Source organism: Pseudomonas sp. R4-84, assembly GCF_054130985.1.
The window spans coordinates 2463487-2489327 of sequence record NZ_CP096390.1 but is presented as its reverse complement, the minus strand read 5'-3'; the positions used below and the strand labels follow the sequence as shown (position 1 = coordinate 2489327).

Annotated in this window: 23 protein-coding genes and 3 tRNA genes; 12 read left to right on the top strand and 14 right to left on the bottom strand. The window is 60.6% G+C overall.

Annotation, left to right across the window (positions count from 1 at the left end; all coding sequences use genetic code 11):
- Positions 1-142 precede the first annotated feature (142 nt).
- On the top strand, positions 143-1768 hold the full coding sequence (locus M1D68_RS11485; RefSeq protein WP_420766797.1) for an NADP-dependent glyceraldehyde-3-phosphate dehydrogenase: 1626 nt from the start codon (positions 143-145) through the stop codon (positions 1766-1768).
- Between the two features lie 13 nt (positions 1769-1781).
- Here M1D68_RS11485 and M1D68_RS11480 read toward each other — a convergent pair whose 3' ends face one another.
- Positions 1782-2675 (bottom strand): DMT family transporter, encoded by an 894-nt coding sequence (locus M1D68_RS11480; RefSeq protein ID WP_420766796.1) that lies wholly within the window; start codon positions 2673-2675, stop codon positions 1782-1784.
- A 133-nt stretch (positions 2676-2808) separates the two neighbouring features.
- Between M1D68_RS11480 and M1D68_RS11475 the strand changes: the two genes are divergently transcribed.
- Positions 2809-3246, top strand: coding sequence for an Lrp/AsnC family transcriptional regulator (locus M1D68_RS11475; RefSeq protein WP_457970402.1), 438 nt, complete (start codon positions 2809-2811; stop codon positions 3244-3246).
- A gap of 114 nt (positions 3247-3360) precedes the next feature.
- Here M1D68_RS11475 and M1D68_RS11470 read toward each other — a convergent pair whose 3' ends face one another.
- Positions 3361-4032: a Bax inhibitor-1/YccA family protein gene (locus M1D68_RS11470; protein ID WP_039588756.1), complete on the bottom strand. Its 672-nt coding sequence runs from the start codon at positions 4030-4032 to the stop codon at positions 3361-3363.
- A 124-nt stretch (positions 4033-4156) separates the two neighbouring features.
- On the opposite strand from M1D68_RS11470, the gene M1D68_RS11465 reads away from it, so the two are divergent.
- From M1D68_RS11465 to M1D68_RS11455, 3 genes are all read left to right on the top strand, one after another.
- A tRNA-Ser gene (locus M1D68_RS11465) sits at positions 4157-4244 on the top strand.
- A 122-nt stretch (positions 4245-4366) separates the two neighbouring features.
- A complete protein-coding gene (locus M1D68_RS11460) occupies positions 4367-5221 on the top strand; it encodes a prohibitin family protein (RefSeq protein ID WP_420766794.1) in 855 nt (284 codons plus the stop codon).
- Positions 5222-5476: 255 nt separating this feature from the next.
- Positions 5477-7270 (top strand): DAHL domain-containing protein, encoded by a 1794-nt coding sequence (locus tag M1D68_RS11455; RefSeq protein ID WP_457970400.1) that lies wholly within the window; start codon positions 5477-5479, stop codon positions 7268-7270.
- A gap of 57 nt (positions 7271-7327) precedes the next feature.
- Here the strand turns inward: M1D68_RS11455 and M1D68_RS11450 are convergent, their stop codons facing one another.
- Both M1D68_RS11450 and M1D68_RS11445 read right to left on the bottom strand, forming a co-directional pair.
- Entirely contained in the window at positions 7328-7519 is a 192-nt protein-coding gene (locus M1D68_RS11450) for a DUF2188 domain-containing protein (RefSeq protein WP_420766792.1), read from the bottom strand.
- A gap of 97 nt (positions 7520-7616) precedes the next feature.
- Positions 7617-8516, bottom strand: coding sequence for a polysaccharide deacetylase family protein (locus tag M1D68_RS11445; protein ID WP_457970398.1), 900 nt, complete (start codon positions 8514-8516; stop codon positions 7617-7619).
- Positions 8517-8743: 227 nt separating this feature from the next.
- On the opposite strand from M1D68_RS11445, the gene M1D68_RS11440 reads away from it, so the two are divergent.
- The 3 genes from M1D68_RS11440 (at position 8744) to M1D68_RS11430 (ending at position 9971) form a co-directional block, all read left to right on the top strand.
- Positions 8744-8998 carry a DUF6555 family protein gene (locus M1D68_RS11440; RefSeq protein ID WP_039588765.1) on the top strand — a complete coding sequence of 85 codons (255 nt, stop codon included), beginning with the start codon at positions 8744-8746 and terminating at the stop codon, positions 8996-8998.
- A gap of 152 nt (positions 8999-9150) precedes the next feature.
- A complete protein-coding gene (locus M1D68_RS11435; RefSeq protein WP_420766790.1) occupies positions 9151-9381 on the top strand; it encodes a hypothetical protein in 231 nt (76 codons plus the stop codon).
- A gap of 164 nt (positions 9382-9545) precedes the next feature.
- Positions 9546-9971, top strand: a complete 426-nt coding sequence (locus tag M1D68_RS11430; protein WP_457970396.1) for a hypothetical protein — start codon at positions 9546-9548, stop codon at positions 9969-9971.
- Positions 9972-9995: 24 nt separating this feature from the next.
- Here M1D68_RS11430 and M1D68_RS11425 read toward each other — a convergent pair whose 3' ends face one another.
- Together M1D68_RS11425 and M1D68_RS11420 are read right to left on the bottom strand one after the other, a co-directional pair.
- A complete protein-coding gene (locus M1D68_RS11425) occupies positions 9996-10223 on the bottom strand; it encodes a PLD nuclease N-terminal domain-containing protein (RefSeq protein ID WP_420766788.1) in 228 nt (75 codons plus the stop codon).
- Between the two features lie 94 nt (positions 10224-10317).
- Positions 10318-10506, bottom strand: coding sequence for a hypothetical protein (locus tag M1D68_RS11420; protein WP_420766787.1), 189 nt, complete (start codon positions 10504-10506; stop codon positions 10318-10320).
- A 266-nt stretch (positions 10507-10772) separates the two neighbouring features.
- Here M1D68_RS11420 and M1D68_RS11415 point away from each other — a divergent pair, with 266 nt between their 5' ends.
- Complete coding sequence (locus M1D68_RS11415) at positions 10773-11135, top strand: NUDIX hydrolase (RefSeq protein WP_434611568.1); 363 nt, start codon at positions 10773-10775, stop codon at positions 11133-11135.
- Between the two features lie 87 nt (positions 11136-11222).
- On the opposite strand, the gene M1D68_RS11410 is transcribed toward M1D68_RS11415, so the two are convergent.
- Positions 11223-11309 (bottom strand) — tRNA-Leu (locus M1D68_RS11410).
- A 194-nt stretch (positions 11310-11503) separates the two neighbouring features.
- Positions 11504-11577 (bottom strand) — tRNA-Cys (locus M1D68_RS11405).
- 338 nt (positions 11578-11915) lie between these two features.
- Here M1D68_RS11405 and M1D68_RS11400 point away from each other — a divergent pair.
- The 3 genes from M1D68_RS11400 to M1D68_RS11390 all read left to right on the top strand — a co-directional run bounded on the left by M1D68_RS11400 (position 11916) and on the right by M1D68_RS11390 (position 14848).
- Complete coding sequence (locus M1D68_RS11400; protein WP_434563832.1) at positions 11916-12755, top strand: SRPBCC family protein; 840 nt, start codon at positions 11916-11918, stop codon at positions 12753-12755.
- Positions 12755-13927 (top strand): zinc-dependent alcohol dehydrogenase, encoded by a 1173-nt coding sequence (locus tag M1D68_RS11395; RefSeq protein ID WP_420766784.1) that lies wholly within the window; start codon positions 12755-12757, stop codon positions 13925-13927. Before M1D68_RS11400 ends, M1D68_RS11395 begins: the two co-directional genes overlap by 1 nt.
- A 141-nt stretch (positions 13928-14068) precedes the next feature.
- Positions 14069-14848: a TSUP family transporter gene (locus tag M1D68_RS11390; RefSeq protein ID WP_434611200.1), complete on the top strand. Its 780-nt coding sequence runs from the start codon at positions 14069-14071 to the stop codon at positions 14846-14848.
- On the opposite strand, the gene nudC is transcribed toward M1D68_RS11390, so the two are convergent.
- From nudC to M1D68_RS11360, 6 genes are all read right to left on the bottom strand, one after another.
- On the bottom strand, positions 14816-15646 hold the full coding sequence (gene nudC, locus M1D68_RS11385; RefSeq protein WP_434563828.1) for an NAD(+) diphosphatase: 831 nt from the start codon (positions 15644-15646) through the stop codon (positions 14816-14818). The two genes, M1D68_RS11390 and nudC, sit on opposite strands and share 33 nt — an antisense overlap.
- Before the next feature lie 6 nt (positions 15647-15652).
- On the bottom strand, positions 15653-16465 hold the full coding sequence (locus M1D68_RS11380; protein WP_434611198.1) for a crotonase/enoyl-CoA hydratase family protein: 813 nt from the start codon (positions 16463-16465) through the stop codon (positions 15653-15655).
- Between the two features lie 217 nt (positions 16466-16682).
- Entirely contained in the window at positions 16683-18173 is a 1491-nt protein-coding gene (locus M1D68_RS11375) for an efflux transporter outer membrane subunit (RefSeq protein ID WP_420766780.1), read from the bottom strand.
- Positions 18170-21274, bottom strand: a complete 3105-nt coding sequence (locus tag M1D68_RS11370; protein ID WP_457970393.1) for an efflux RND transporter permease subunit — start codon at positions 21272-21274, stop codon at positions 18170-18172. Before M1D68_RS11370 ends, M1D68_RS11375 begins: the two co-directional genes overlap by 4 nt.
- 151 nt (positions 21275-21425) lie before the next feature.
- The gene (locus M1D68_RS11365; protein WP_457970391.1) at positions 21426-24521 is read right to left on the bottom strand and encodes an MdtB/MuxB family multidrug efflux RND transporter permease subunit; all 3096 of its coding nucleotides are present in this window, start codon (positions 24519-24521) and stop codon (positions 21426-21428) included.
- On the bottom strand, positions 24518-25834 hold the full coding sequence (locus M1D68_RS11360) for an MdtA/MuxA family multidrug efflux RND transporter periplasmic adaptor subunit (RefSeq protein ID WP_420766777.1): 1317 nt from the start codon (positions 25832-25834) through the stop codon (positions 24518-24520). Before M1D68_RS11360 ends, M1D68_RS11365 begins: the two co-directional genes overlap by 4 nt.
- Between the last annotated feature and the right edge of the window lie 7 nt (positions 25835-25841).

Genomic DNA, 25841 nt, shown 5'->3' with positions numbered 1-25841 from the left:
GCATTCAACGCAATGGTGGCAGGGGCGTAGGCAGGACAGCCGCACGCCCTTGCCACTTCGAAATCACCTTCATTAAGGCGTATAACGCTAGAAGCGCCGCAGACTGTCAGCCCATGGCTCATTTCATTGATGGAGTAACGATATGACCACCGCCACCCTGCTCTCCCATTTATTTCCCAGCGCCGCGGATATCCCAGAGGCCTACCGTCTCGGTGATCCCGTCGAACAACGGGAATACCTGGTCGATGGCGTCTTGAGAACCTGGCAAGGACCACTGGCCACCGTGCGCAGCCCGGTTTACCTGGCCGGCCCGAACGGCGATGAACAAGTGATCCTCGGCAGCACGCCGCTGCTGGACGCCGAGACGGCGCTCACCGCGCTTGACGCCGCCGTCCGGGCCTATGATCGCGGCCAAGGCACATGGCCGACGATGCGCGTCGCCGAACGCATCCGCCATGTCGAGAGCTTCCTGGCGCGCATGCGTGAACGACGTGAAGCAGTGGTCAAGCTGCTGATGTGGGAAATCGGCAAAAATCTCAAGGACTCCCAAAAGGAATTCGACCGGACCTGCGACTATATCGTCGACACTATCAACGCCCTCAAGGAGCTGGATCGTCGTTCCAGCCGCTTCGAGCTGGAACAGGACACGCTGGGGCAGATCCGCCGCGTGCCCCTCGGCGTCGCCCTCTGCATGGGCCCGTACAACTATCCGCTGAACGAAACCTTCACCACGCTGATTCCCGCGCTGATCATGGGCAACACCGTGGTCTTCAAGCCGGCCAAGCTCGGCGTGCTGCTGATACGTCCGCTGCTGGAAGCCTTTCGCGACAGCTTTCCTGCGGGCGTCATCAATGTGATCTACGGCAGCGGCCGAGAGACCGTCAGCGCACTGATGGCCAGCGGCAAGATCGACATATTCGCCTTCATCGGCACCAACAAGGCTGCCAGCGACCTCAAGAAACTCCACCCGCGCCCGCATCGCCTGCGCGCCGCCCTGGGGCTGGATGCAAAAAACCCCGGCCTGGTGTTACGCGATGTCGACCTGGACAATGCCGTCAGCGAAGCGCTCACCGGTTCGCTTTCTTTCAATGGGCAGCGGTGCACGGCCCTGAAGATCCTGTTCGTTCATGAAGACGTCGCCCCGGCGTTCATCGAGAAATTCAATGCCAAACTCGCCGCGCTGAAACCCGGCATGCCTTGGGAAGATGGCGTGGCGCTGACGCCACTGCCCGAAGCCGGCAAGGTCGATTATTTGCACGCCCTGGTGGCCGATGCCATCGCCAAGGGTGCGGGGGTGATGAACCAGCACGGTGGCGAATCCCGGGCTTCGTTCTTCTATCCGGCGGTTCTATACCCGGTGAACACAGCGATGCGTGTGTATCACGAAGAACAGTTCGGCCCCGTCGTGCCCATCGTGCCGTACCGTGACCTGAACACCGTGGTCGATTACGTGCTCGAATCCGACTTCGGCCAGCAACTGAGTATCTTCGGCACCCACCCAGCTGAAGTCGGCAAGCTGGTGGACACCTTCGCCAACCAGGTCGGGCGCATCAACATCAACGCCCAGTGCCAACGCGGCCCAGACACCTTCCCTTTCAACGGCCGGAAAAATTCCGCCGAAGGCACATTGTCGGTCCATGATGCGCTACGCACTTTTTCGATCCGTACGCTGGTGGCAACCAAATTCCAGGAGAGCAACAAGGCGCTTATCAGCGACATCATCCGCGAGCGGGATTCGAATTTCCTGACCACCGACTACATTTTCTGAGACCGCTCGCTGGTTACGACAGGGCCGGGCGCCGCCATTTGACGCCCCAGCCCTGTTGCATGCCGGCAGCAGCCAGCAGGATCGCCGCCACCCCCAGCCACTGAAGCGGTTCGAGGCGATGACCGAAGGCGAACCAGTCGACGAAGATCGCCGCGATCGGATAGATAAAGGACAGCGCGCCGGTCACGGCTGTCGGCAACCGCTGGATCGCGCTGTATAGCAGCACGTACATGATACCGGTGTGAATCATGCCGAGGGTCAGCAGGCTGGCCCAGGCCTCGGGTTGCTGCGGCAACGTCGAGAGATTCGCCCATGGCGCCAACAGCAGTATCCCGGTGCTGACCTGGATCAGCGCGATCAAATGGGGTGGCGTGCCGCTGAGCCGCTTGATGATCAACGCCGCAATGGCGTACAGCAAAGCCGCACCCAACGCCAGGGCGATGCCCGCCAGATAGTCCTCGCCACCCTGCCCTTGTTCGCCATGGGCGCTGACGATCGCCAGCATCCCAAGGAACGAAACCGCGAGCCAGAAGAGCTTTTGCGCGGTGATCTTTTCGCCCAGGAACAACGCCGCCAGCCCGACCAGCATGAACGGTTGGACGTTGTACACCGCCGTACCGATCGCAATCGAAGCGCGGGAATAGGAAGCGAACAGCAATACCCAATTGCCCACGATTGCCACGCCGCTGAGTACCGCCAGCAGGAACGTTGTGCGCGTCAGCACATCCCGACGCAGGAAACCAAATCCCGCGCAAATCAGCAGCAGCGTGACGGCGCCAAATACGCAACGCCAGAACACCACATCCAGTACGGGCAGGCCCGCCACCAGTACAAACCAACCTATGGTTCCGGAAATCAGCATGGCGGCGGTCATTTCGAGCGAACCGCGGCGTAGGGTCTTGTCCATCTTCAGGCTCCTTCGGTAAGTGGCTACAGTATGCCGAGCCGCCGGGCCGCTTCTCCATGGCCTGAAAAAGGCTAAACTGGTTTTTGACCTTTTTTATAAAGGCCATTTTGACCATTTACCTAACGGAGCCGTTATGACTGACGACATCGACCAAATCCTCATCAAGGCGCTGATGGATGATTCCCGACGCTCGCTCAAGGCTTTGGCGAACCTGAGCGGCCTGTCGTCCCCCAGCGTTGCCGAACGCCTGCGTAGACTCGAGGAGCGTGGCGTGCTCAGGGGCTATACCGTTGAAGTCGATCCGAAGTGTTTTGGTTATCAACTCCAGGCCATCGTGCGCATTCGCCCATTGCCAGGGCAGTTGCAAGAGGTGGAGCGGCAGATCCAGGCCATTGGCGAGTTCACTGAATGCGACAAGGTGACTGGCGAGGATTGTTTCATCGCGCGGCTGCATGTGCGGTCGATGGAACAGTTGGATGTTTTGTTGGATAAGTTGAACGTTCTTGCGGAAACCAATACGGCTATTGTCAAGAAGACGCCGGTGAAGCGGCGGTTGCCTCCGATGGGGTGAGAGCCGTTGATGGACGCCGACCTGGTGCAAGCCCCAGACAAAAAAAAGGCGCCTTTCCTTCAGGAAAAGCGCCGTTTCTCAAATCAACAGCTCAAGCCGGACACTCCGGCAATATCAGTCATCACGTCCCATCAACCCAAACAGCTGCAGCAAGCTGACAAACAGGTTGTAGATCGACACATACAGGCTGATGGTCGCCATGATGTAGTTACGCTCGCCGCCATGGATGATGGCGCTGGTCTGGTACAGGATGCAGACCGACGAGAACAGCACGAAGCCGGCGCTGATCGCCAGTTGCAGGCCGCTGATCTGGAAGAAGAAGCTAGCCACCACCGCACCCAGCAACACGAAGAAACCGGCGGTGATGAAACCACTCAGGAAGCTCATGTCCTTGCGAGAGATCAGTACGTACGCCGACAGGCCACCGAACACCAGCGCGGTCATCGCGAAGGCCGAGCTGACCACTTCTGCGCCGCCCTGCATGCCCAGGTAACGGTTGAGGATCGGGCCGAGCAGGAACCCCATGAACCCGGTCAGGGCGAAGGCCGAAACCAGGCCCCAGGCCGAATCGCGGAGCTTGTTGGTAAGGAAAAACAGGCCGTAGAAACCGATCAGCACGACAAAGATGTTCGGGTAACCGACGCGCATCTGTTGTGCGACGAAGGCCATCACACCGCTGAAAGCGAGCGTGAGTGCCAGCAGGCCATAAGTGTTGCGCAGGACGCGGCTAACTTCTAGCTGCTCAGCCTGCACGCTGTTGTTCACTGCGTAATCCTGTTCGCGCATGGCGACACTCCTCCGGTTTTGAAACATTCAGTGGCAAGGATCATAACAGACGCTCTGTAACAAGCTACGTGGAGAGTTTGACAGTGTGTTTCATTCGGGTATTATGGCGCCCGCAACGCAATACGGAGGTGTGGCCGAGTGGTTTAAGGCAACGGTCTTGAAAACCGTCGACTGTAACAGGTCCATGAGTTCGAATCCCATCGCCTCCGCCATCTTCTAACGTTAAAGCCCTGACTTGTCAGGGCTTTTTCGTGTCTGGCGTTTGAAAAAACAGTGACGGTCTTCACAAAGGAAACAGTGCATGCCATCCCCTAGCCTACTCAAGGAAAGTAAAGTGCCCCGTAAAACAATCGGTTCGATCGCTGCTGCAATTGTCGGCGTGGTCCTGTTATGCGTGTTCTTCGGAAGTTGGTACACGGTTGATGAAACCGAGCGCGGCGTGCTTCTGCGCAATGGCGCGCTGGTCGGGGTGGTTGAGCCGGGGCTGTCGTTCAAGACGCCATTTATCGAATCGGTACGCCTGATCAGCACGCAGAGCCAGGTAACCTCCTACGACGACTTGCAGGCCTACAGCAAAGACCAGCAATCGGCCGAGCTCAAAGTGTCGGTGTCGTGGCACATCGCGCCTTCCGACGTGGCGAAGGTCTATACCCAGTTCAAGGATCTGGAAGGCATCCGCGACCGGATGATCAGCCGGCAGGTGCCGACGCAGGTGGAGAATGTGTTCGGCAAGTTCAACGCCGTGGCCGCCGTGCAGAACCGCGTCCAACTGGTCAACGATATCTCCGCTGCGATCAAATCGACGATTACCGGGCCGGTGATCATCGACAGCGTCCAGGTTGAAAACATCGATTTCAGCGATGCCTACGAAAAGGCCATCGAAGCGCGCATGGCCGCCGAGGTCCAGGTCAAGACCCGTGAGCAGCAGCTCGCCACCGAACAGGTCCAGGCGCAGATTCGGGTGACCCAGGCCCAGGCGGAAGCCGATTCGCAAGTGGCCCAGGCCAAGGCCGATGCCCTGGCAACGGAACTGCGTGGCAAGGCTGAAGCCGAGGCGATCAAGGCCCGCGCCCAGGCGCTGGCCAGCAACCAGAACCTGGTGGAGCTGACCAAGGCCGAGCGTTGGAACGGTGAGTTGCCCACCACCATGCTGCCGAACAGCGCGCTGCCTTTTATCGATTTGAAGTAACCTCCCTCGGCGCGGTCGATTCCGGCCGCGCCATTTTCCCGTGCAGCGTCTGGACAGATACGTCGACGCCGGTGGTTGACGCTACACTTGCTTCACTGATGACCAGACGTTCACCGTTAGCAGGGAGCTCACCGTGTACCCAGGCAAACAAACAACGCAACTCCCCTCCTGTATCCCATTCTCCGCCCGTCATCCCGATAATTGCTCACACTCGCCAGGTCCGGTTTCGGCATCCGTTCCGCGCAGGAGAAACCTGTGACCATTCTGATCAATAAATACAAGTGGCCCGTCCTGTTGGCCGCGGCGCTTGTTGTCTTTTCCGCATTGATCTTCTTTTTAATAAAATCCTATACATACGACTCAGCGACCTATTTCGAATCACGGGACTTCATTCGCCAACTCAAGCAAGCCGACGCCAACTGGAACGTAAAAATCCTCAGGAAGAAAATCGGCGTCAACAATAACCTGTCACTCACCCCACCGCCCGAAGCGCAGACTCGCTGGGAGCAATTGGAGCGTTTGAACAGTTCCGGCCCGCTGGCGGCGCTCTGGGCGTCAAGGCGCCAGGGATACGTGGATGCGGTCAAGAACAAAAATCTGCTGGTCGAGCAGTTCGAGCAGCACAACGCCACCCTGCGGGCGTCACTGGATGAGTTGCCAACGGTTGAAGACGAAATACAAAACCTGTTGCAGGAGATGAAGGCGAACGGCGAGATCGCGCGCCTGACCGCAGCCTCGAATGTCCTGGACCTGGCTTTGACCACCCTGGAGTTCGCCCTTTACGTCACGGCGGATAAAGAACGGGAAGTGCGGGACCAGTTAAGCGAACTCGAACATCAGATTGACCAACTGCCTGCCCTCTATCGGCCCGCGTTTGTGTCACTGATACACCACGTCAAAACCATCATCCACGAACAGCCCCAGGTCAACGACCTGCTGGACCGCATCAGCGTCATCCCAGTGGCCCAGGAGCTGGACAGCATCAACGAGCTGTTGAACGAAACGCAGCGCAGGACCGCCGCCACGGACCGTAAGTACCATATATACCTGGCGGTGTGCGCCGGCCTGATGGCGCTTTTGATGATCTATCTGGCCGTACGGCTGGTGCGCAGTTATTCAGTCATCAACCAGATCAACCATGAGCTGCAAACTTCCAATGACAAACTGGAAGAACGCGTCCAGGAACGCACTCGCGAGTTGAAGGAGGCCGAACGGGAGTTGGTGGATGCCGCTCGCATGGCAGGCATGGCCGAGATTGCAACGAACGTGTTGCACAACGTCGGCAATGTCCTCAACAGCGTGAATATTTCCGCGGACATGGTCACTCGCAAGTTAAAAAACAGCAAGACGCAAGGGTTGGGCAAAGCCGTGAAAATGATGAACGAACATGCCGACGACCTGGGTCATTTCATCACCGAGGACGAAAAAGGCAAGTTGTTGCCCCGCTACTTCAATGAACTGGTGGACTCTGTTGCAGGCGAACAAGCACTGCTCATCGAAGAACTGGCGCAGTTGACCAAAAGCATCGATCACATCAAGGACATCGTCACTACCCAACAAACCTACGCCGGGGCTGCGAGGCTGATCGAGCCGCTGAACGTCGCCGATCTGTTCGAGGATGCCCTGCGCATGAATTCAGGGGCGCTGAGCCGGCATCATGTCACCGTGATCAAGGATTACCAGGACGCTCCCGTGATTCTCGGCGACAAGCACCGGCTGCTGCTGATCCTGATCAACCTGATCAGCAATGCCAAGTTCGCCATGTCCAGCGTTGAGCACCCACGGGAGATGACCCTGGGAATCCGCATCGTCGACCAGACGACGTTATGCGTCAGCGTCAAGGACCGTGGCGAAGGGATTTCGAAGGAAAACCAGGCGAGGATCTTCAATCATGGCTTCACGACCCGCAAGGACGGCCATGGCTTTGGCCTGCACAGTTGCGCCCTGGCGGCGGTCGAAATGAACGGCCGTCTCCTGGCCTACAGTGACGGACCGGGGCAAGGCGCCCTGTTTACCCTGGAACTGCCCCTGGAGCTGGCAGCCTCATGACCCGCTTTGACTGCGCGGCTGGCATCCGTGCCTGCGCGCAGTCAACAGAACGCGGCCCTACTTGACGTTTCCGGACGGGGCGTTACGGCGTCTCCTGGCGGGTAATGCGGCGGCGTAGGCCAGCGCTTCCTCCCGTGAGGCGAAGGAACCCAGCCGATCAGCCTGGGTACAGACTCGCCAAGGGCCGCTGTTGACGCTCAGTACGTCATAGCCATTGATGTGCATTTTCGTCAGCATCGCAGTACTCATGGTGATCACCTCCTGCAAAGTACCGAGTTACGCTGCCTACCATACTCCCGGTTCACCCGTCGGTGCCTACCGGGCGTCGCGACATCGTCCATGCAATTCAATGGGAGTCCGAATCCCACAGCCAATCCCATAAACCTGGCAGATGCACGGGCTGGGACGTGTCGCGAACAGTGCGAGCCAGCGCCGCTCGTTCCAGGGCGCGGCTGTCGTCGTAGAACGGCTTCGCATCGGTCCTGAGCCCGGTCTCCCTGGCACTGTCCAAAAGGATCTGTAGGTATTCACGAGCGTGGCGGGCGGTATATCGGTTGAGGTCGTGGAAGGTCACGACGACCGGTATCACACCGTCCACAGTGGGCAATTGACCATCCGCGATGCGCTCGCGGACCTCGGAGAGCTGGCGCGTGAGGTTCATCCGCCGTCGTGGGCTCACGGTAATGCCCCAAACCTTGCCATCATTGGCGCTCAAGTCAGTCAGCAATACGTGCATACCGTGTCGTTGATAAGCGGCAAACGTGCGCTTGTCGAAACTCCAGAATGGCGGCCGTACCAGGTTTGGCGATGCGCCTGTGATCACAGCGATATCGTTGGCGCCATTGGCCAGGGACTGCTCCAACTCATCCGGATCCAGGAATCGATGATTGGTATGCCAATAGGTAGCCGTGTGGAATCCCAATAAGTGTCCGTTCGCATGCTCACGACGCATGAGCGAGCGGCCGATTTCGCTGCCACCGGCCCGTGGCGCTCGGGTCTGGACGAAAAAAACCGCCTTGATCCCAGGCTGCACCGGATTACGGTCCAATGCGTCCAGTACGTCGGCGCTCGGATTCCAGAAAGACGATGCGCTGGGCCCATCATCGAATGTCAGCAGGAAACGGATCGGGGCCTGGACGCGCAGGCGTTCCTCGGTTTGCGGGGTCAATTCGATGGGCGGGCCGATGCAGCCCGACAAGTGCAGGACAAACAGCGCCACGACCAGCGCCCTGGCGAAATTGTTCATGTCTTGCCTTTATTCAGTGCCACGTTACGTCGCCTTTGATCCTTGGCACCGGTGCTTTCAAGCTCACCTTGGAGAAGGTTACCCGGGTTTGGTTCCGCACCGTGAGCACGGTGTTCAGCAACCCTCGACACTCTCCCTGTAGACCCCATTCTTGACCGTCCGGAAATCCAATGGAATTTTCCGAACGCCTCCGTATCCATCCGTATAGGATCAATTAGGGAGGATTTATGGGCGGTCCATCGCTTTACATCATCGACTACATGCTCCATGGCGAGCCCAAGTCTTTCATCATTCGCGCCGAAGTGATGAATAACTCCGAAGCTTGGCATTGGGCCAGTTGCGACGCGGGTGTTGGGCGCATCCCCAAATTCGGCAGGGAGAAGGTCAAGCGGGTTTCAAAACCCATGGCAGAAAAATATGGCATTACCGATGTGCGCTGGCGAGCCTCCGTCGCGCCATCCTGGGTCAAGGAGTCTGGCTGAACAAGACATGAAAGGGTCCGGCGCACCGACTGTCCAGTCGTGCGCCGGATATCCAACGCCGCAGAAATATCTCAACTACCCTTATTGCAGCCTTACCCGTCCATAGCGATGGGTTTCGTGCTGCCTCATCCAACGTTGAATGGAGGTGTGACATGTCCGAAAAAGAGTCCATCACCACCCTGCTCACTTTATTGGAATCGCGCCAGGCGGGGCTGACCGCGGCCTGTAAGGAAATTGCCGACTGGGTCGACCATCAGGGCGGCCATCCCGCTGCAGTGCGCATCCGCGATCGGCTCAACGACATCGAAAAGGATGCCCCGTCGATCCAGAGCGCCCTCTCTTCACTCAAACCTGTGGAACGTCCGTTGCCAAGATTTCGCTAATAGGTTTCGCTATATGTTTCGTTGATGGAAAGCTTCGTCAACGACGCTTGCCGCACCGGTTTCCCTGAGCTCCACCGGTTGTAAACCCGATGGAACGACGGCGTACGTTTGCACCTCGATATTGATAGGTATCGATGCAAGAGCCGTCATAAGGGAGAACCAACATGAATGCCAGAGTCCTGCTGCTGATTGCCTGTGCCTGCCCCGCCGCCGTCATGGCGCAGGGTTGCGAGGTCCTTACCCGATCCCAAAGCCAGGCGGTACAGGAAATCGAAACCCGCAGTTGCTATGAGTACAAGGGCGTCCCCTCGGAGGCCATCGGCTGGTCCTGCAGCAACGAAAGCAAAGGGACCCTGAGCACTCAAAAGAAACCCGTCGAGCGTTGCGCCGAGGGCTACGTGGCAACGTGTCAGGCAAGACTGACTCAGGAAGCCCTGGCCAATCCCCATTCCACCAGCAAGGATCGCAGCGGCGGCTCGGCGAATATCCCGGACAACGCCCAAGTCACCTGGTACTACTACGACGCGCAACAAGTGCAGCAAGCACAAAAGGATTGCGAAACCACCGGCGGCCAATGGAAAAACCGCTGACCGGGTGGTTCGCATCACATGGCGTCAGCCCTTGCTGTGTTCTGGGGAAGAAGGCGGGTTCTTGACGCCTCGTGGCCCGGCCACGCCCCAGATGATCAAGCCCAAGACAGGCAAGATAATCAGCAACAGCGCCCAGCCCGCCTTGGTACCGGCCGACTTGTCGCTGCGAAAGACGCTGACGATCGCCCACAAGTCCACGAGCAACAGCAACACCGCTACGGCGATCCAGAAATAACTGGCTAGTTCAGACATGGCCTCAATCCTCTTGTCGGTCTATGGATTAGGCATGGCCGCGCCAGCTCCGTTCAAAGAATCTGACTTGCTGTTACGGTTGACGATCGTGCAGCTACAAGCGCTCGTTGAGGTAGGCGACCCATTGCTCATAGGCCTCGTGCTGACGCCGGACCGCCTCGTCCCAGGCGGTTCCCGACATTTGATGGACACAGATAAGCGCCATCATCTCCGACGTTGCTGCGTCGAGCTCAACCAGAAGCTCGTGGGATCTGACTTTGAAGTCTTCAACGGTGGTCATCATTCCTCGCTCCCCCCATCGGGGCCGGCTCGTCCACCCAACATTGATGCGTTTTTTCGGCGCTGATTCATTTTTGGCGATGATCGGTCGTCGACAACGGCCCTGCCTCGACGTTTTCCAACCGTCCGCGAAATAAACGAAGCCTTTTCCATGGGGCGCGATCCCATGGACAGAAACGAAACATTTCGTTTCTTGAACGCCGAAATGGAGCGAGGCTCAAATATTGCAGTTATATTGCACTTTAATGACAGTCGAGATTGGGCCAGGTTATGAAGATTCGAGCGACCGTCATCTGCGAAGAAGACCGCCACATCCTGCTGGTACGTAAGCCCAAGAGCCGCTGGGCGTTGCCTGGCGGTACTGTTGAGCGCGGCGAAACCCACGCCGACGCCGCCCTAAGGGAACTGGCGGAAGAAACGGGGCTGAGCGCCGAAAGCCTGCTTTACCTGATGCGGATCAATGACGGCGGTACCGAGCATCACGTGTTCGAGGCGGCGGTCAACGATTCGACGGCCGCCAGGCCACAGAATGAGATCAGCGACTGTGTATGGCACCCGTTGGACGCCATTGCGCAGTTGCAGATGAAAAAAGGGATGCGGGAAATATTGGAAGCGTTTCGGCGCAGGCTGTAGACCGCTTAAAACCTGACGAACAATTTTTACGGACCAGAAACAAACAAGGGTTTGCATTAGCTTTCGCTCGCAAACCCTTGATATAGATGGTGCCCGAAGCCGGAATCGAACCGGCACGCCCTTACGAGCGGGGGATTTTAAGTCCCATGCGTCTACCAGTTTCGCCATTCGGGCGGTAGCGCGGTCAAGCCATGTGACACTGTCGGATAGGCATCCCACAGGATCGAGGCTGGTGCAACAGAGGGGGAAATATATACATCCCTCCTGGGTGAAGCAAGGCGGCCATTGCCCTTTTCAAGACAAAAACTTTCACCGCCCCCTAAATAAAAAAGCTCCGTAGATCATGAATCTACAGAGCTTTTTAGAAGTGGAGGCCGAAGTCGGAATCGAACCGGCGTAGGTGGATTTGCAATCCACTGCATAACCATTTTGCTATTCGGCCTCAATACGCCTGATGCAATGAAACCACATCAAACGGATAAAAACTTATCCGGACAAAGCCGCTAATAGCGAGCTATCTCCTTGAAAACATTGAAGTTTTTTACGCCTCGATGCATTCGATGGGCGCAATTATGTACTCATTTGCCTAAGCTGACAACCCCTTGATTTCAAAAAAAATTTGCCTGGCGGTGAGACCTTCGGATGTATTTCCTGGGCAACACGACGGGCCGAAACCTCTGCCAACCGGCTCATCGGGAAACCACTCACACCAACGGAACAACCGCCGTTGCCCTCGGTTCATTCGTTATGTCGTCCCCTGGATCAGCAAGGAGAACCATCATGACTGAACGCCCAAAACTGGTGGCGAGCCGGGCTCCGGTGCCCACCTCATCACGCCCCAATCTTGGCACGCCGGAGCGCCTGGTGTCGCTGGTGGCCGGCTCGTTATTGCTTGCCAATGGTTTGCGCCAGGGCGGTCTAAAGGGCTGGCCGCAGGTGCTGCTCGGCGCGTGCGCTGCCTGGCGAGCCTATTCAGGCACATGCCGGATCAAGCAAGCCCTGACCCACAGCCCTTTCGAACAAACATTCGAACAGGATCGCGATTGGGACGGCAGCAAGGTCATTTCCCGCAGCATCACGGTGGGCAAGCCGAGGGACGAGGTCTACGCGTTCTGCAGCGAACCGGCCAATCTGGGAGCGCTCATGCCATGGGTGGACGCCATCGAACAGACGGGCGAACGAACTTATCGCTGGGTCGCCCATGGCCCGATGGACAAGACGTTGCAGTGTGACCTCGAACACTGCGAACCCAAGGAAGGCCGCAAGCTGCACTGGATTGCCGGTCCGGACCGACGCTTCAAGCATGACATCCAGATGCATTTCAGCGATGCGCCCGCCGGTCGCGGTACGCAGATCAAAGTCATCGTGGCTTGCGAGACGCCTCTCGGCGCGGCCGGCTATGCGCTCGCCGCCGCTATTTCCCGGTTCTCCGACAAGGCCCTGCTCAATGTGCTGCGCAGCATCAAGCAGCAACTGGAAACGGGCGAAGTCAGCACCAACAAGATGCGCGATCCGCATACCAAGGACTTTCTGTTTGTCCACCCGGCTACCCACGCGACGCAAGCGCCGGCCAATGACTCATCCTCTGACAAACCCGAACTCAATGGAGGTACCGTCTGATGCGCGCATTGACTTGGCAAGGCCCCAACAAACTGCAGGTCGAGACGGTGGACGATCCCTCCATCCTGAATCCCCGCGACGCCATCGTGCGGGTGATCCTGTCCTCGGTGTGCGGCTCGGACCTGCATCTGCTTGGCGGCTACGTGCCGACCATGCAGGCCGGCGATATCATCGGGCATGAGTTCATGGGCGAAGTGGTGGAAACCGGCTCGGCTGTCACGCAGATCAAGAAAGGCGACCGGGTCGTCACAGTGTCGATTGTCGGCTGCGGAGAATGCGAGCATTGCCAGCGTTCGGACTTTTCCTGCTGCGACAACTCCAATCCAAACCCCACCGCCACCGACATCGCCTACGGTCAACCCGCCTGCGGCATCATTGGCTACAGCCATGCGTTCGGTGGTTATGCCGGCAGCCACGCCACCTATATCCGCGTGCCGTTTGCCGACGTCAACCTGTTCACGATCCCCGATGGCGTCAGGGACGAGCAGGCCGTGTTCGTCTCCGATGCGGTGCCCACCGGTTATTTCGCCGCCGACAACGCCGATATCCAACCCGGCGATACGGTGGCGGTCTGGGGTTGCGGCGGGGTTGGGCTGATGGCGATGTCCAGCGCCTACTTGCTAGGCGCAGAACGGGTAATTGCCATCGACCGCTTTGCCGATCGTTTGCGCCTGGCCGAGGAAAAGGCCGGCGCCATCGCCCTCAACTACGAGACCACCGACGTGCATGCCGCCCTGCTGGAACTGACCGGCGGCCGTGGACCGGATCGCTGCATCGATTGCGTCGGCATGGAGGCCCATGGCACGGAAGTCGATTATTTCTACGACAAGACCAAACAGATGCTGCGCCTGCACACCGAGCGCGGGACCGTGTTGCGCCAGTCGATTCGTGCGTGTCGTAAAGGCGGGACGGTGTCGGTGGTCGGGGTGTACGGCGGCTTGCTGGACAAATTCCCGATGGGCGCGATCGTGAACAAGTCACTGACCCTGCGTTCCGGCCAGCAACCGGGACAGCGTTATGTGAAGCGTCTGTTCGAACACATCCAGAACGGTGACCTGGACCCCTCCTATCTGCTGACGCATCCCATGGGCCTGGAGCAATCGGTTGAGGGCTACGCAATGTTCAAGGACAAACGCCAGGATTGCCTACGGGCGGTGTTCCGGCCGGAATAGATCAAACTCCATGGCGAGGGAGCAACTCCCTCGCCACCGGGATTGCAGGGCCTCACCGGACAGTCGCGGCGCGCGGTCATAATCGGTAACATACCGGCCTTTCCCGCAGCCCTCCTGCGCCCTGCCGACTAAGTCCATTCCATGCCTTTCGAACTCAGCGTTGAACTTTCCACCCTCGCGATACTGGCCGTTGTGGCGTTCATCGCCGGCTTCATCGATGCCATTGCCGGCGGTGGCGGGCTGCTCACCACCCCGGCCCTGTTGACCGCCGGCCTGCCGCCACACTTGGTGCTGGGCACCAACAAGCTCAGCTCGACCTTTGGCTCGGCCACGGCCAGCTTTACCTTTTACAAGCGCAAGCTGTTTCACCCACGGCAGTGGACCCACGCCCTCGTCGGCACGCTGATCGGTGCCCTGGCCGGTGCCGTCGTTGCCCATTATCTGCCCGCCGAGTGGCTGAACAAGATGCTGCCGGTCATTGTCTTTGCCTGCGGCCTCTACTTGCTGTTCGGCGGCACGCCCAAGGCACCGCTGGACAGCAATGCGCCGATCAAGAAGACCTGGCAGTCGCCGCAAGGCTTCGCCCTCGGTTTCTATGACGGCGTGGCCGGCCCGGGCACGGGTGCGTTCTGGACCGTCAGCAGCCTGCTGCTCTACCCCATCGACCTGGTCAAGGCCAGCGGCGTGGCCCGCAGCATGAACTTCGTCAGTAACATCGCGGCGCTGACGGTGTTCATCGTCTCGGGCCAGGTGGACTGGATCATCGGCCTGAGCATGGGCCTGTCGGTGATGGTCGGTGCTTTCTTTGGCGCGCGCACCGCCATCAGCGGCGGCGCGAAGTTCATCCGGCCAGTGTTCATCACCGTGGTGCTGGCCCTGACCGTGCGCCTAGCCTGGCAACACTGGTTCAGCATGGCCTAAGCGCCGCGCCACGTAGAGGTCGATCAGATACCGGGCAATCGAGCGCGAGGCGGGAAGCGGTGGCAGATCGTGGATGCTGAACCACTGCGCGTCTTCGATCTCGTCCTCTTGGGGCACGATGTCGCCGCTGGCGTATTCGGCGTGGAAGCCCAGCATCATCGAATGGGGAAACGGCCAGCACTGGCTGCCCACGTACTGGATGTTCTTCACTTCGATACTGACTTCTTCGCGGACTTCCCGGACGAGGCAGTCCTCGGCCGACTCGCCCGGCTCGGCAAATCCAGCCAAGGTGCTGTAGACACCCGAGACAAAACGGGGCGAACGTGCGAGCAGGACTTCATCGCCACGGGTGATCAGCACGATCATGCTCGGTGAGATCCGCGGGTAATGCCGCAGATCGCACGCCTGGCAATGCATCGCCCGCTCGCGCGGCACCTGGCTCATGGGCTGGCCGCAACTGCCGCAAAAGCGGTGTTCCCGGGCCCAGGTCCCGACCTGAGCGGCATAACCCAACACCTTGAACAGCGTGTGATCTTCCTCGAGCATGAACGCGCGCAAGCCTTTCCAGCTGCAACCGGGAATATCCAGGGGGCTGTGCAGTTCCAGCAGGTAGACCGGCTCGCCATCGAAATGGCCGATGCCGTGCTCGGCGAGGATCGACAGGTCTTGGCGCTTGAGCCAGTCGCGAGGAAACAGCGCGCCGTTATCGTCGTACAAAAAACCTTCCGGGCTGCGGGCCACGGCCCAGCCGCCGGGAAGGTCGGTGTCGAGTACTGCGGTGGTCCAGCGTGAAATCATGATCGATCAATCCAGAAATTCGGGTTTCTGTTTGCTCATATGGGCGGCCATAGCCACGCGCAGGTCATTTGATTGCAGCATGGCGGCATTCCACGTGGCGACATATTCCAGGCCGTCGTCGATGCGGTGGTCGCGCATGTAGCTGATCATTTCCTTGGTGCCGGTGATGGCAATCGGCGACTTGGCGGCGATTTCCCGGGCAATGCCCATCACGCCGTCGAGCAGGCTGGCGGTGTCATTGTAGACACGATTGACCAGGCCAATGCTGCGCGCTTCGTCGGCACCGAAGGTGCGCCCCGTATAAGCGAGTTCACGCAGCATGCCGTCCCCGATGATCCGGGGCAAGCGTTGCAATGTCCCAACATCGGCCGCCATGCCGATGTCGATTTCCTTGATGGAGAACTGCGCGTCTTCGGCGGCGTAGCGCATGTCGCAAGCGGAAATCAGGTCGATGGCACCACCGAGACAATAGCCCTGGACCGCCGCGAGTACCGGTTTGCGGCAGTTGTCCACGGCATTGAACGAGGCTTGCAGCTGCAGGATCTTGCGTCGCAGCACGCGGGCGTTACGGCCCACATCCTTGCCCAGTTCGTTCGCCACGCCAGCCAGCATCATCAGGTCGATGCCTGAAGAAAAGTGCTTGCCGGCACCGCTCAGGACCACCACCCGCACTTCGTCGGTGTCGTCGATCCATTGGAAAATCTCGACGATTTCGCTCCAGAACGCCGCGTTCATGGCGTTGATCTTGTCCGGTCGGTTGATCTGCACATGGGCGATGTTGTCTGCAAGTTCGACGTTGAACGCTTGGTATTGCGACATGGCAGTATCCTTTGACCGGCTGGAAGAGGCCTGAACTATAACAAGCGATCACGACCGGACGTAGGCAGCGCATCGGCCAAAAGCGGGACTGCATCACGCTGCGCAATCTAATGTGGGAGCGAGCCTGCTCGCGAAGGCGGCAGGTCAGTCAACATTTTCATAAGCTGAACCACTGCTTTCGCGAGCAGGCTCGCTCCCACAAGGTCTGGGGCGGGTATCAGTCCGTTGCCGGCTGCTCGGACGCCTCCAACCGCCCATCCCAACCACCGCCCAACGCGGCAATCAACTGCACACTCGCAATCAACCGACTCTGTTGCAGGCTCAACACGCTGCGCTCGTTGCTCAGAGCTGTAGCCTGGACAGACACCACGTCGAGATAACCGATCAGCCCTGCCCTGTACTGATTCTGCGTCAGGCGCAGGGACTCGCGGGCGGCGTCGAGGGCTTCCTGGCGCACGCGGGCTTCGTCTTCGAGCACCTTGAGCTGGATCATGTAGTTCTCGACTTCGCGGAAACCGTCGAGCACGGTCTGGCGATAGGTGGCGACCGTCTGATCATACGCCGCCACGCTGCGGTCGACCTCCGCTGAGCGCTGGCCGCCATCGAACAGGGTCATCGCCAGTTGCGGGCCGACCGACCAGAAGCGGTTCGGCACGCTCACCCAGTTATCGTAGGTACTGCTGCTGTAGCCACCGCTCAGGCTCAGGGTCAGGTCCGGGTAATAGGCGGCCTTCGCCACGCCGATGTTGGCGTTCGCCGCCATGACCGAGCGCTCCGCCGATGCGATGTCTGGACGGCGTTCGAGCAGTTGCGACGGCACGGCCACCGGGACTTGCGGCAGCGCTGGGACATCCTGGGTTTCGGCCAGGCTGAATTCGGCCGGCGGCAGACCGATCAGCACGGCAATGGCATTTTCGAACTGCGCACGCTGCCAGATCAGGTCGATCAGGTCGCCCTGGGTGGTCTTGAGCTGGTTCTGTGCCTGGGCCACCGCATCCTTGCCGGACACCCCGGCGCGGTACTGGTTTTCGGTCATTTTCAGGGAGCGCTGGTAGTTGTCGACGGTGGTCTGCAACAAGCGCTTCTGCTGGTCGATCACCCGCAACTGCAGGTAGTTCTGCACCAGCTCCGATTGCTGGCTCAGACGCATCGCCGCCAGGTCGGCAAAGCTGGCCTCGGCGCTGGCTTCATCAGCCTCCAAGGTACGGCGCAACCTGCCCCACACGTCCGCTTCCCAGCTCACGCCGGCCTGGGCGCTGTAAGTGTCGCGGATGCCGCTGGAGGAACTGCTCAGGCTCGAACTGCTGCTGCCCGTGCCTTGGCTGGAGCGGGTCTTGCCGACCGAAAGGTCGACCGTCGGAAAGAACGCCCCGCGAGCACTGCGCGCCAAAGCCTGGGCCTGACGGTACTGGGCTTCGGCCTGGGCCACGGTCTGGTTGGAGGCGTTGAGCTGTTCCACCAGGTCGTTGAGCCGGGTGTCAGCGTACAGTTCCCACCAGGCGCCACGGGCCAGGGCGTCGCTGGGGTTGGCCTGGCGCCAGCCCTGGGCCTCCTTGTACTGCGACGGCGCGGCGGCTGACGGGCGCTGGTAATCGGGACCGATTGCGCAGGCACTCAGCAGTGCCACGCAGAGCGCCAGGCTCAAGACACGCGAACCACGGGCAGTCGCCAGCGCAGCGACAAGGTTGAACAACGAACGATCGGTCATAGCGGAGTTTCCAGGGCAGCATCAGTGCGCACCCCACGCCAGCGGTTGAAACGATGGCGCAGGTTATCAAGATAGAGGTAGGCCACCGGGGTGGTGTAGAGCGTCAGGACCTGGCTGAATACCAACCCGCCGATAATGGTCAGGCCCAGCGGTTGGCGCATTTCCGAGCCTTCGGCGCCACCGAGCAACAGCGGCAGGGCTCCGAGGATCGCGGCCAGCGTGGTCATGAGGATAGGCCGCAGTCGCAACAGGCAAGCGCTGCGGATCGACTCCAACGGCGTTTGGCCGGCGCGCTCCAATTGCAATGCGAGGTCGATCATGAGGATGGCGTTTTTCTTCACGACGCCAATCAGCAGGAACAACCCCAGCAGCGAGATCAGGCTGAACTCGCTGCCCAGGACATAGATCGACAACAACGCGCCCACCCCGGCCGAGGGCAAGGTGGACAGGATGGTCAGCGGGTGGATATAGCTTTCGTACAGCACGCCGAGCACTAGGTACACCGCCAGCAACGCGCCGAGGATCATGAACGGCTGGCTTTTCTGGGTCGCGGCGAACGCGTCGGCGGTGCCGGCCATTTTCGCGATGACATCTTCGGGCATCCCGAGCTTGGCTATCGCCCGCTCGATCGCCGCGGTGCCCTGCTCCACCGTGACGCCTTCGGCCATGTCGAACGAAATACCTTCTGAAGCGAACTGGCCTTCATGGCTGACCCGGTCGTCCTCCAGGCTGTTTTCATAATGGGCAATCGCCGACAGCGGGACCCGCGCGCCATCGGCGGTAATCACCTGGACCTGCTCGAGCGTATTCAGGTCCTGGGCATATTTGGGATTGACCTCCATGACCACCTGATACTGGTTCAGGCTGTCGTAGATGGTCGAGATCTGCCGCTGGCTGTAGGCGTTGTTCAGTACCGAGGTGACCATGTCCATGTCGATGCCCAGGCGCTTGGCCTGGTCGCGGTCCACGATCAGCGTCACCTGCTGCGCCCCGCCACCGTCGCGGGCGTCGATGGCGGTCAGTTCCGGCAAGGCACGGAAAGCGGCGACGACCTTGGGATACCAGATGCGCAGCGACGCCAGGTCGGCGCTCTGGAGGATGTAGGAATACTGCGACGTGGTCTGCTCGCGACCGCCACCGAATTGCAGGTCCTGGTCGGCCATCAGCATCAATTGGGCACCGGGTACCTTGGGCATTTCCTTGCGCAAGCGCTCGATGACCTTTTGCGCGGAAACCCCGCGTTCCTTGATCGGCTTGAGGCGCACCAGCATGAAAGCATTGTTGGTGCCGTTGTTGCCGCCGATGAAACCCGCCACGCTCTGCACCGCTTCGTCCTTGAGCACCGCGCGACGGAAGATTTCCATTTTCGGCTGCATCACGTTGAACGACAGCCCATCGTCACCGCGCACGAAGCCGATCAATTGGCCGGTGTCCTGCTGGGGCATGAACGTCTTTGGCACCACTACGTACAGTGCGATATTCACGCCGATGGTCACCAGCAGGCTGAGCAAGGTCAGGCGCCGATGGCGCAGCACCCAATCCAGGCTGAGGGCGTACCCCCGGACCATGCGCTCGTTGAGCCCGTGGCTCCAACGCTGCAAGCGGTTTTCCTGCCCCGGCACGTGGGGCTTTAGCCACCGGGCGCAGAGCATCGGGGTAAGCGTCAGGGACACCACCAGCGAGACCACGATGGCGGCCGCCAGGGTGATGGAAAATTCGCGAAACAGACTCTCGACGATCCCGCCCATGAACAGGATCGACAGGAACACCGCCACCAGCGAGGCGTTCATCGACAGCAAGGTGAAGCCCACTTCCTCGGCGCCCAGGTAGGCCGCTTTCATCGGCGGCACGCCCTCGTCGATGTGCCGGGAAATGTTCTCCAACACCACGATGGCATCGTCCACCACCAGCCCGGTGGCGAGGATCAGCGCCATCAGCGACAGGTTGTTCAGGGAAAAACCGTAGAGGTACATCACCGCGAACGTGCCCACCAACGACACCGGCACCGCCAGGGTCGGGATCAGCGACGCACGGAAATTACCGAGGAACAGGAACACCACCAGCACCACCAGCGCCACGGCGATCAACAGGGTCATTTCCGCTTCGTGCAGGGTGGCCTTGATCACCGGCGAGCGGTCCATGGCCAGGTTGAGCTTGACGCTGGCCGGGAGCACCGCTTGCAGGGCCGGCAGCTGGTTCTTGATCTCGTTGACGGTTTCGATGATGTTGGCGCCGGCCTGGCGGTTGATGACCAGCAGCACGGCGGCATCGCCGTTGAAAAACCCACTGTTGTAGCGGTCCTCCACGCTGTCGCTGACCTTCGCCACATCCTTGAGCCGCAACACCGAGCCGTCCTGGTAGCGGATGACCAGCGTTTCGTAGTCCTTGGCCTTTTCCAACTGGTCATTGGCCTGGACTTGCCACATGCGCTTGTCGTCTTCGACCGACCCTTTTGGCCGGCGGACATTGCTGTCGGCGATCGCCGTGCGGACGTCGTCGAGCGCCACGCCGTACTGGTTGAGTAATTGTGGCTCCAGCTCGATACGCACCGCCGGCAGCGAACTGCCGCCGATCTGCACTTCCCCCACCCCCGCCACCTGGGACAGGCTCTGGGACAGGATGGTGGAAGCCAGGTCATAGAGCTGGCCTTTCTCCAGCACGTCGGAGGTCAGCGAAAGCACCATGATCGGCGCCTGGGACGGGTTGACCTTCTTGTAGGTCGGCATGCTGCGCATGCCACTGGGCAGCAGATTGCGCGAGGCGTTGATTGCCGCCTGTACTTCCCGCGCCGCGCCATTGATGTCGCGGTCCAAGTCGAATTGCAGGATCACCCGGGTCGAGCCCTGGCTCGAACGGCTGCTCATGGTATTGACCCCGGCGATGGCGCCGAACGAGCGCTCCAGCGGCGTCGCCACGGTGGAAGCCATCACCTCCGGGCTCGCCCCCGGCAGGTTGGCCTGGACCACGATCACCGGGAAATCCATTTGCGGCAACGGCGAAACCGGCAGCAAGCCAAAGCACACGCCGCCGAGCAGCATGATCGCGAAGCTCAGAAGCATGGTCGCCACTGGACGGCGGATGAAGGGGCCGGAGAGGTTCATCGGCCGCAGCCCCATGCTTCAATGGACAGGCTTTCGTGGCGAGGGAGCTTGCTCCCGCTTGAGTGCGCAGCGCTCACAAAAGGGGCCGCTGCGCAGCCCAGCGGGAGCAAGCTCCCTCGCCACGAAAAGCCCTGGCACGGCACGAAAGCCGTCATACCCGCACCTCATCGGCCTCAGGCCTGACGAACCGCCGCCCCAGGCGATCGAAGTACAGGTAGATCACCGGCGTGGTGAACAGCGTGAGCACCTGGCTCACCAGCAAGCCGCCCACCATCACCAGGCCCAGGGGCTGGCGCAACTCGGCGCCGGAGCCGGTGGCGAGCATCAGCGGCACGGCGCCGAACAGCGCAGCGAGGGTGGTCATCAGGATCGGCCGGAAGCGCAGCAACGCAGCCTGGTAGATGGCGGTCTGCGGGTCCATGCCCTGGTTGCGCTCGGCGTCGAGGGCAAAGTCGATCATCATGATCGCGTTCTTCTTGACGATACCGATCAGCAAGATGATACCGATGATCGCGATCATGCCCAGGTCATTGCCGGTCAGCATCAATGCCAGCAACGCGCCGATGGCCGCCGAGGGCAAGGTGGAAAGAATCGTGATCGGGTGGATGTAGCTCTCGTAGAGCACGCCCAGCACGATGTACATGGTCACCACCGCCGCCAGGATCAACAACAAGGTGCTCGACAGCGACGCCTGGAACGCCTGCGCCGCGCCCTGGAATTCGGTCTGTACGCCGACCGGCATGCCGATGTCCTTCTGCACTTTCTCGATGACATCGACAGCGTGCCCAAGGGCCACGCCCGGTGCCAGGTTGAACGACATCATCACTGCCGGGAACTGGCCAATGTGAGCAATCGCCAACTGCGCCTGACGTTCTTCGACCCGGGCCAGGCTCGACAGGCGGACTTGCCCGCCGTCGGTGGTCTTGACATGGATCTGCTCAAGGGCCTGCGGGCCGATCTTTTCCCCCGCCTGAGCCTGCAGCACCACGCGGTATTGGCTGGCCTGGGTATAGATGGTCGAAATCTGCCGCTGGCCGAAGGCGTCGTAAAGCGCATCGGTGATGTTCGACACCGACACGCCCAGTCTCGATGCGGCGTCGCGGTCGATCACCAGGTAGACCTGCAAGCCCTTGTCCTGCAAGTCACTGGCGACGTCGGTGAGTTCTGGCTGTTGCACCAGGGCTTCGACGAGCCGCCCGCTCCAGAGGCTGAGCAATTCGGCATCCGGCGACGACAGGCTGAACTGGTATTGGGTACGGCTGACCCGGTCTTCGATGGTCAGGTCCTGCACCGGTTGCATGAACAGCCGGATGCCCACCAGTCGGTCCAGTTGCGGTTGCAGGCGGGCGATGATCGCGCTGGCGCTGTCGTCCCGTTCGCTGTGGGGCTTGAGGTTGATCAGCAGGCGGCCGCTGTTGAGCGTGGCGTTGTCACCGTCCACGCCTATGTAGGAAGACAGGCTTTGCACGGCGGGATCGGCGAGGATGACCTTGGCCAATTGCTGCTGGCGCTCGCTCATGGCGGCGAAGGAGATCGATTGCGGCGCCTCGGATATGCCCTGGATCACGCCCGTATCCTGCACCGGGAAAAAGCCCTTGGGCACGGCCAGGTACAACACCACCGTCAACACCAGGCTACCCACTGCCACCAACAGCGTCAGCGGTTGGTGCTTGAGTACCCATTGCAACTTGCGCCCGTAGGCGGCGATCAACCAATCGATCCAGGCGCCGCTGGCGCGGTAGAAGCGGCCCTGCTCCTCTTCCTTGGGTTCACGCTTGAGCAGCCGCGCGCACATCATCGGCGTCAGGGTCAGGGACACCACCAGCGAGATCAGGATCGCCACCGCCAGGGTGATGGCGAATTCGCGGAACAGGCGACCGACCACGTCCGCCATGAACAGCAGCGGAATCAGCACCGCGATCAGCGACAGTGTCAGGGAAATCAAGGTGAAGCCGATCTGCCTCGCACCCTTGAGCGCCGCCTGCATCGGGCTGTCGCCCTCCTCGATGTAGCGGGCGATGTTCTCCAGCATGACGATGGCATCGTCCACCACAAAACCGGTGGCGATGGTGAGGGCCATCAGGGTCAGGTTGTTGATGGAGAAACCGGCCAGGTACATGACGCCGAACGTACCGATCAATGACAGCGGCACGGCCACCGACGGGATGATCGTGGCACTGACCCGTCGCAGGAACAGGAACGTCACCATGACCACCAGGGCAATGGCGATGAGCAATTCATGCTGAACGTCGGTGACCGAGGCGCGGATGGTCTGGGTGCGGTCCGTTAGCACGGCAACGTCCAGGCCGGCCGGCAGGTTGTCGGTGATGCTCGGCAACATCGCCTTGATCCGGTCCACCACCTCGATGACGTTGGCCCCTGGCTGGCGCTGGATATTGAGCAGCACGGCCTGGTTTTCGTTGGCCCAGGCGGCGAGGCGTTCGTTCTCGGCGCCATCGACGATCTCTGCGACGTCCTTGAGCCGCAGCGGCGCGCCGTTGGCGTAGGCCAGGATCAGTTCGGCGTAGTCCTCGGGCGAGGTCAACTGATCGTTGGCATCGAGCATCGAGACTCGGGTCGGACCGTCGAAGTTGCCCTTGGGCTGGTTGACGTTGGAAGCGCCGATCAAGGTGCGCACATCCGCCAGGTTCAAGCCCGCGGACGCCAGGGCTTGCGGATTGACTTTGATCCGCACGGCCTGGCGCTGGCCACCGGCGATGGTCACCATGCCAACGCCGCTGATCTGCGCAATCTTCTGCGCCATGCGCGTGTCCACCAGATCATTGAGCTTGGGCAGCAGCATGGTCTTGGAGGTAATCGCCAGGGTCAGTACCGGGGTGTCGGCCGGGTTGACCTTGTTGTACACCGGCGGCGCCGGCAGGTCGGTGGGCAAAAGGTTGGTAGCGGCGTTGATCGCGGCCTGCACCTGCTGCTCGGCGACATCCATGTTGATGTCCAGGTTGAAACGCAGGGTGATCACCGATGCGCCGCCGGAACTGGTGGACGCCATCTGCGTCAGGCCCGGCATCTGCCCGAACTGACGCTCCAGCGGCGCGGTCACGGCGCTGGTCATCACGTCAGGGCTGGCGCCCGGGTACAGCGTCATCACGCGGATGGTCGGGTAATCGACCTGGGGCAGTGCCGACACCGGCAGCAACCGATAGGCAATCAGGCCGGCCAGGACAATGGCCAGCATGCTCAGCGTGGTGGCGACCGGGCGAAGGATGAACAGCCGCGAGAGATTCATGCGCCGCCCTTTTTCGCCTTGTCGGCCATGGCCGGCTCAGTCGGGGCCGCGGCGGTCTTGCCCTGCAAATGCTCGGTCGGCGTGGTCGGCACCTCCTGGCTGTCGTTGACCACTTCCACTTCGCTGCCCTCTTTCAGGCGGTCGGTGCCTTCGAGCACCACCCTGTCGCCAGCGGCAAGCCCCTCGGTGACGACCGTCCTGTCGCCATCGCTAGCGCCGATCTTGAGCTTCTTGATGGTGACTTTCTTGTCGCCATCCAAGGCATAGACAAACGTGCCGTTGGTGCCGAACTGGATGGCGGCGGTCGGCGCAAGGACCACGCCTTTGAGCGTGTCGGCCAGCAGGCGCACGTTGACGAACTGGTTGGGAAACAGCGACTGGTCGCGGTTCTCGTAGCGAGCCTTGAATTTCAAGGTGCCGGTGGTGATGTCGATCTGGTTGTCCAGGCTTTGCAAGACGCCGCTGGCCTGCAGCTTCACATCACCACGATCCCAAGCCTCGACCGGCAGTTTCGCCCCGCCACGGTAGCGGGCGAGCACGGTTTCGAGGTTGTTCTCAGGCAGCGTGAAGACAACGCTGATGGGTTGGGTCTGGGTGATGACGGCCAGGGCCGTGGTGTCATTGGCCGCTACCAGGTTGCCGATGTCCAGTTGACGCAACCCTACGCGGCCGCTGATCGGCGCGCGGATCTTGGTGAATTCCAGGTTGAGCTTGGCGTCGTTGACCGCCGCCTGGTTGGTCTTGACCGTGCCCTGGTATTGGCCCACCAGCGCAGCGGCGGTGTCGAGGGTCTGCTTGGCGATGCTGTCCTCGGCATACAAGCCGCGATAACGCTCGAGGTCGACCTGGGCGTTCTTCAATTGGGCCTGGTTCTGCAGCAACGTGCCTTCGGCCTGGAGCAAGGCGTTCTGGTACGGACGCGGGTCGATCTCGGCCAGCAGGTCCCCGGCCTTGACCATCTGCCCTTCCTCGAAGGCGATCTTTACCAATTCGCCGCCCACGCGGCTGCGAACATTGATGGTATTGAGCGCGGTAACCGTGCCCAGGGCCTTGTAATACAGCGGAAAATCTCCGGTCACCGCCGGCGCCACCCGAACCGGGATCGGCCCCGTCGCACCGCCAAAGCCTGGCCGCATGCCGCCCGAACGCCCCATATGCCCGGCCGCGCCTTTCTGCCCTGCTTCGTTGTTCGAGCCGGTGCCGGCAGGCCAGAATTTCCAAGCCAGCAACGCAACGGCCAATAGGATGAGCAGGCCGAACAGCCAGCGACGAGATTTACGGGAAACAGAGGATTGCATTGAATGGTCAACCATTGGGCGC

Excerpts from the sequence above, each read along its gene's own strand:
- M1D68_RS11440 (WP_039588765.1), top strand. The coding sequence starts at position 8,744 with ATGGGCGGTCCATCGCTTTACATCATCGACTACATGCTCCATGGCGAG.
- M1D68_RS11380 (WP_434611198.1), bottom strand. The coding sequence starts at position 16,465 with ATGTCGCAATACCAAGCGTTCAACGTCGAACTTGCAGACAACATCGCC.
- M1D68_RS11420 (WP_420766787.1), bottom strand. The coding sequence starts at position 10,506 with ATGATGACCACCGTTGAAGACTTCAAAGTCAGATCCCACGAGCTTCTG.
- M1D68_RS11390 (WP_434611200.1), top strand. The coding sequence starts at position 14,069 with ATGCCTTTCGAACTCAGCGTTGAACTTTCCACCCTCGCGATACTGGCC.
- M1D68_RS11470 (WP_039588756.1), bottom strand. The coding sequence starts at position 4,032 with ATGCGCGAACAGGATTACGCAGTGAACAACAGCGTGCAGGCTGAGCAG.
- M1D68_RS11415 (WP_434611568.1), top strand. The coding sequence starts at position 10,773 with ATGAAGATTCGAGCGACCGTCATCTGCGAAGAAGACCGCCACATCCTG.
- M1D68_RS11435 (WP_420766790.1), top strand. The coding sequence starts at position 9,151 with ATGTCCGAAAAAGAGTCCATCACCACCCTGCTCACTTTATTGGAATCG.
- M1D68_RS11485 (WP_420766797.1), top strand. The coding sequence starts at position 143 with ATGACCACCGCCACCCTGCTCTCCCATTTATTTCCCAGCGCCGCGGAT.
- M1D68_RS11425 (WP_420766788.1), bottom strand. The coding sequence starts at position 10,223 with ATGTCTGAACTAGCCAGTTATTTCTGGATCGCCGTAGCGGTGTTGCTG.
- M1D68_RS11450 (WP_420766792.1), bottom strand. The coding sequence starts at position 7,519 with ATGAGTACTGCGATGCTGACGAAAATGCACATCAATGGCTATGACGTA.
- M1D68_RS11375 (WP_420766780.1), bottom strand. The coding sequence starts at position 18,173 with ATGACCGATCGTTCGTTGTTCAACCTTGTCGCTGCGCTGGCGACTGCC.
- M1D68_RS11445 (WP_457970398.1), bottom strand. The coding sequence starts at position 8,516 with ATGAACAATTTCGCCAGGGCGCTGGTCGTGGCGCTGTTTGTCCTGCAC.
- M1D68_RS11475 (WP_457970402.1), top strand. The coding sequence starts at position 2,809 with ATGACTGACGACATCGACCAAATCCTCATCAAGGCGCTGATGGATGAT.
- M1D68_RS11480 (WP_420766796.1), bottom strand. The coding sequence starts at position 2,675 with ATGGACAAGACCCTACGCCGCGGTTCGCTCGAAATGACCGCCGCCATG.
- M1D68_RS11430 (WP_457970396.1), top strand. The coding sequence starts at position 9,546 with ATGAATGCCAGAGTCCTGCTGCTGATTGCCTGTGCCTGCCCCGCCGCC.
- M1D68_RS11400 (WP_434563832.1), top strand. The coding sequence starts at position 11,916 with ATGACTGAACGCCCAAAACTGGTGGCGAGCCGGGCTCCGGTGCCCACC.
- M1D68_RS11370 (WP_457970393.1), bottom strand. The coding sequence starts at position 21,274 with ATGAACCTCTCCGGCCCCTTCATCCGCCGTCCAGTGGCGACCATGCTT.
- M1D68_RS11360 (WP_420766777.1), bottom strand. The coding sequence starts at position 25,834 with ATGGTTGACCATTCAATGCAATCCTCTGTTTCCCGTAAATCTCGTCGC.
- M1D68_RS11395 (WP_420766784.1), top strand. The coding sequence starts at position 12,755 with ATGCGCGCATTGACTTGGCAAGGCCCCAACAAACTGCAGGTCGAGACG.
- nudC (WP_434563828.1), bottom strand. The coding sequence starts at position 15,646 with ATGATTTCACGCTGGACCACCGCAGTACTCGACACCGACCTTCCCGGC.
- M1D68_RS11365 (WP_457970391.1), bottom strand. The coding sequence starts at position 24,521 with ATGAATCTCTCGCGGCTGTTCATCCTTCGCCCGGTCGCCACCACGCTG.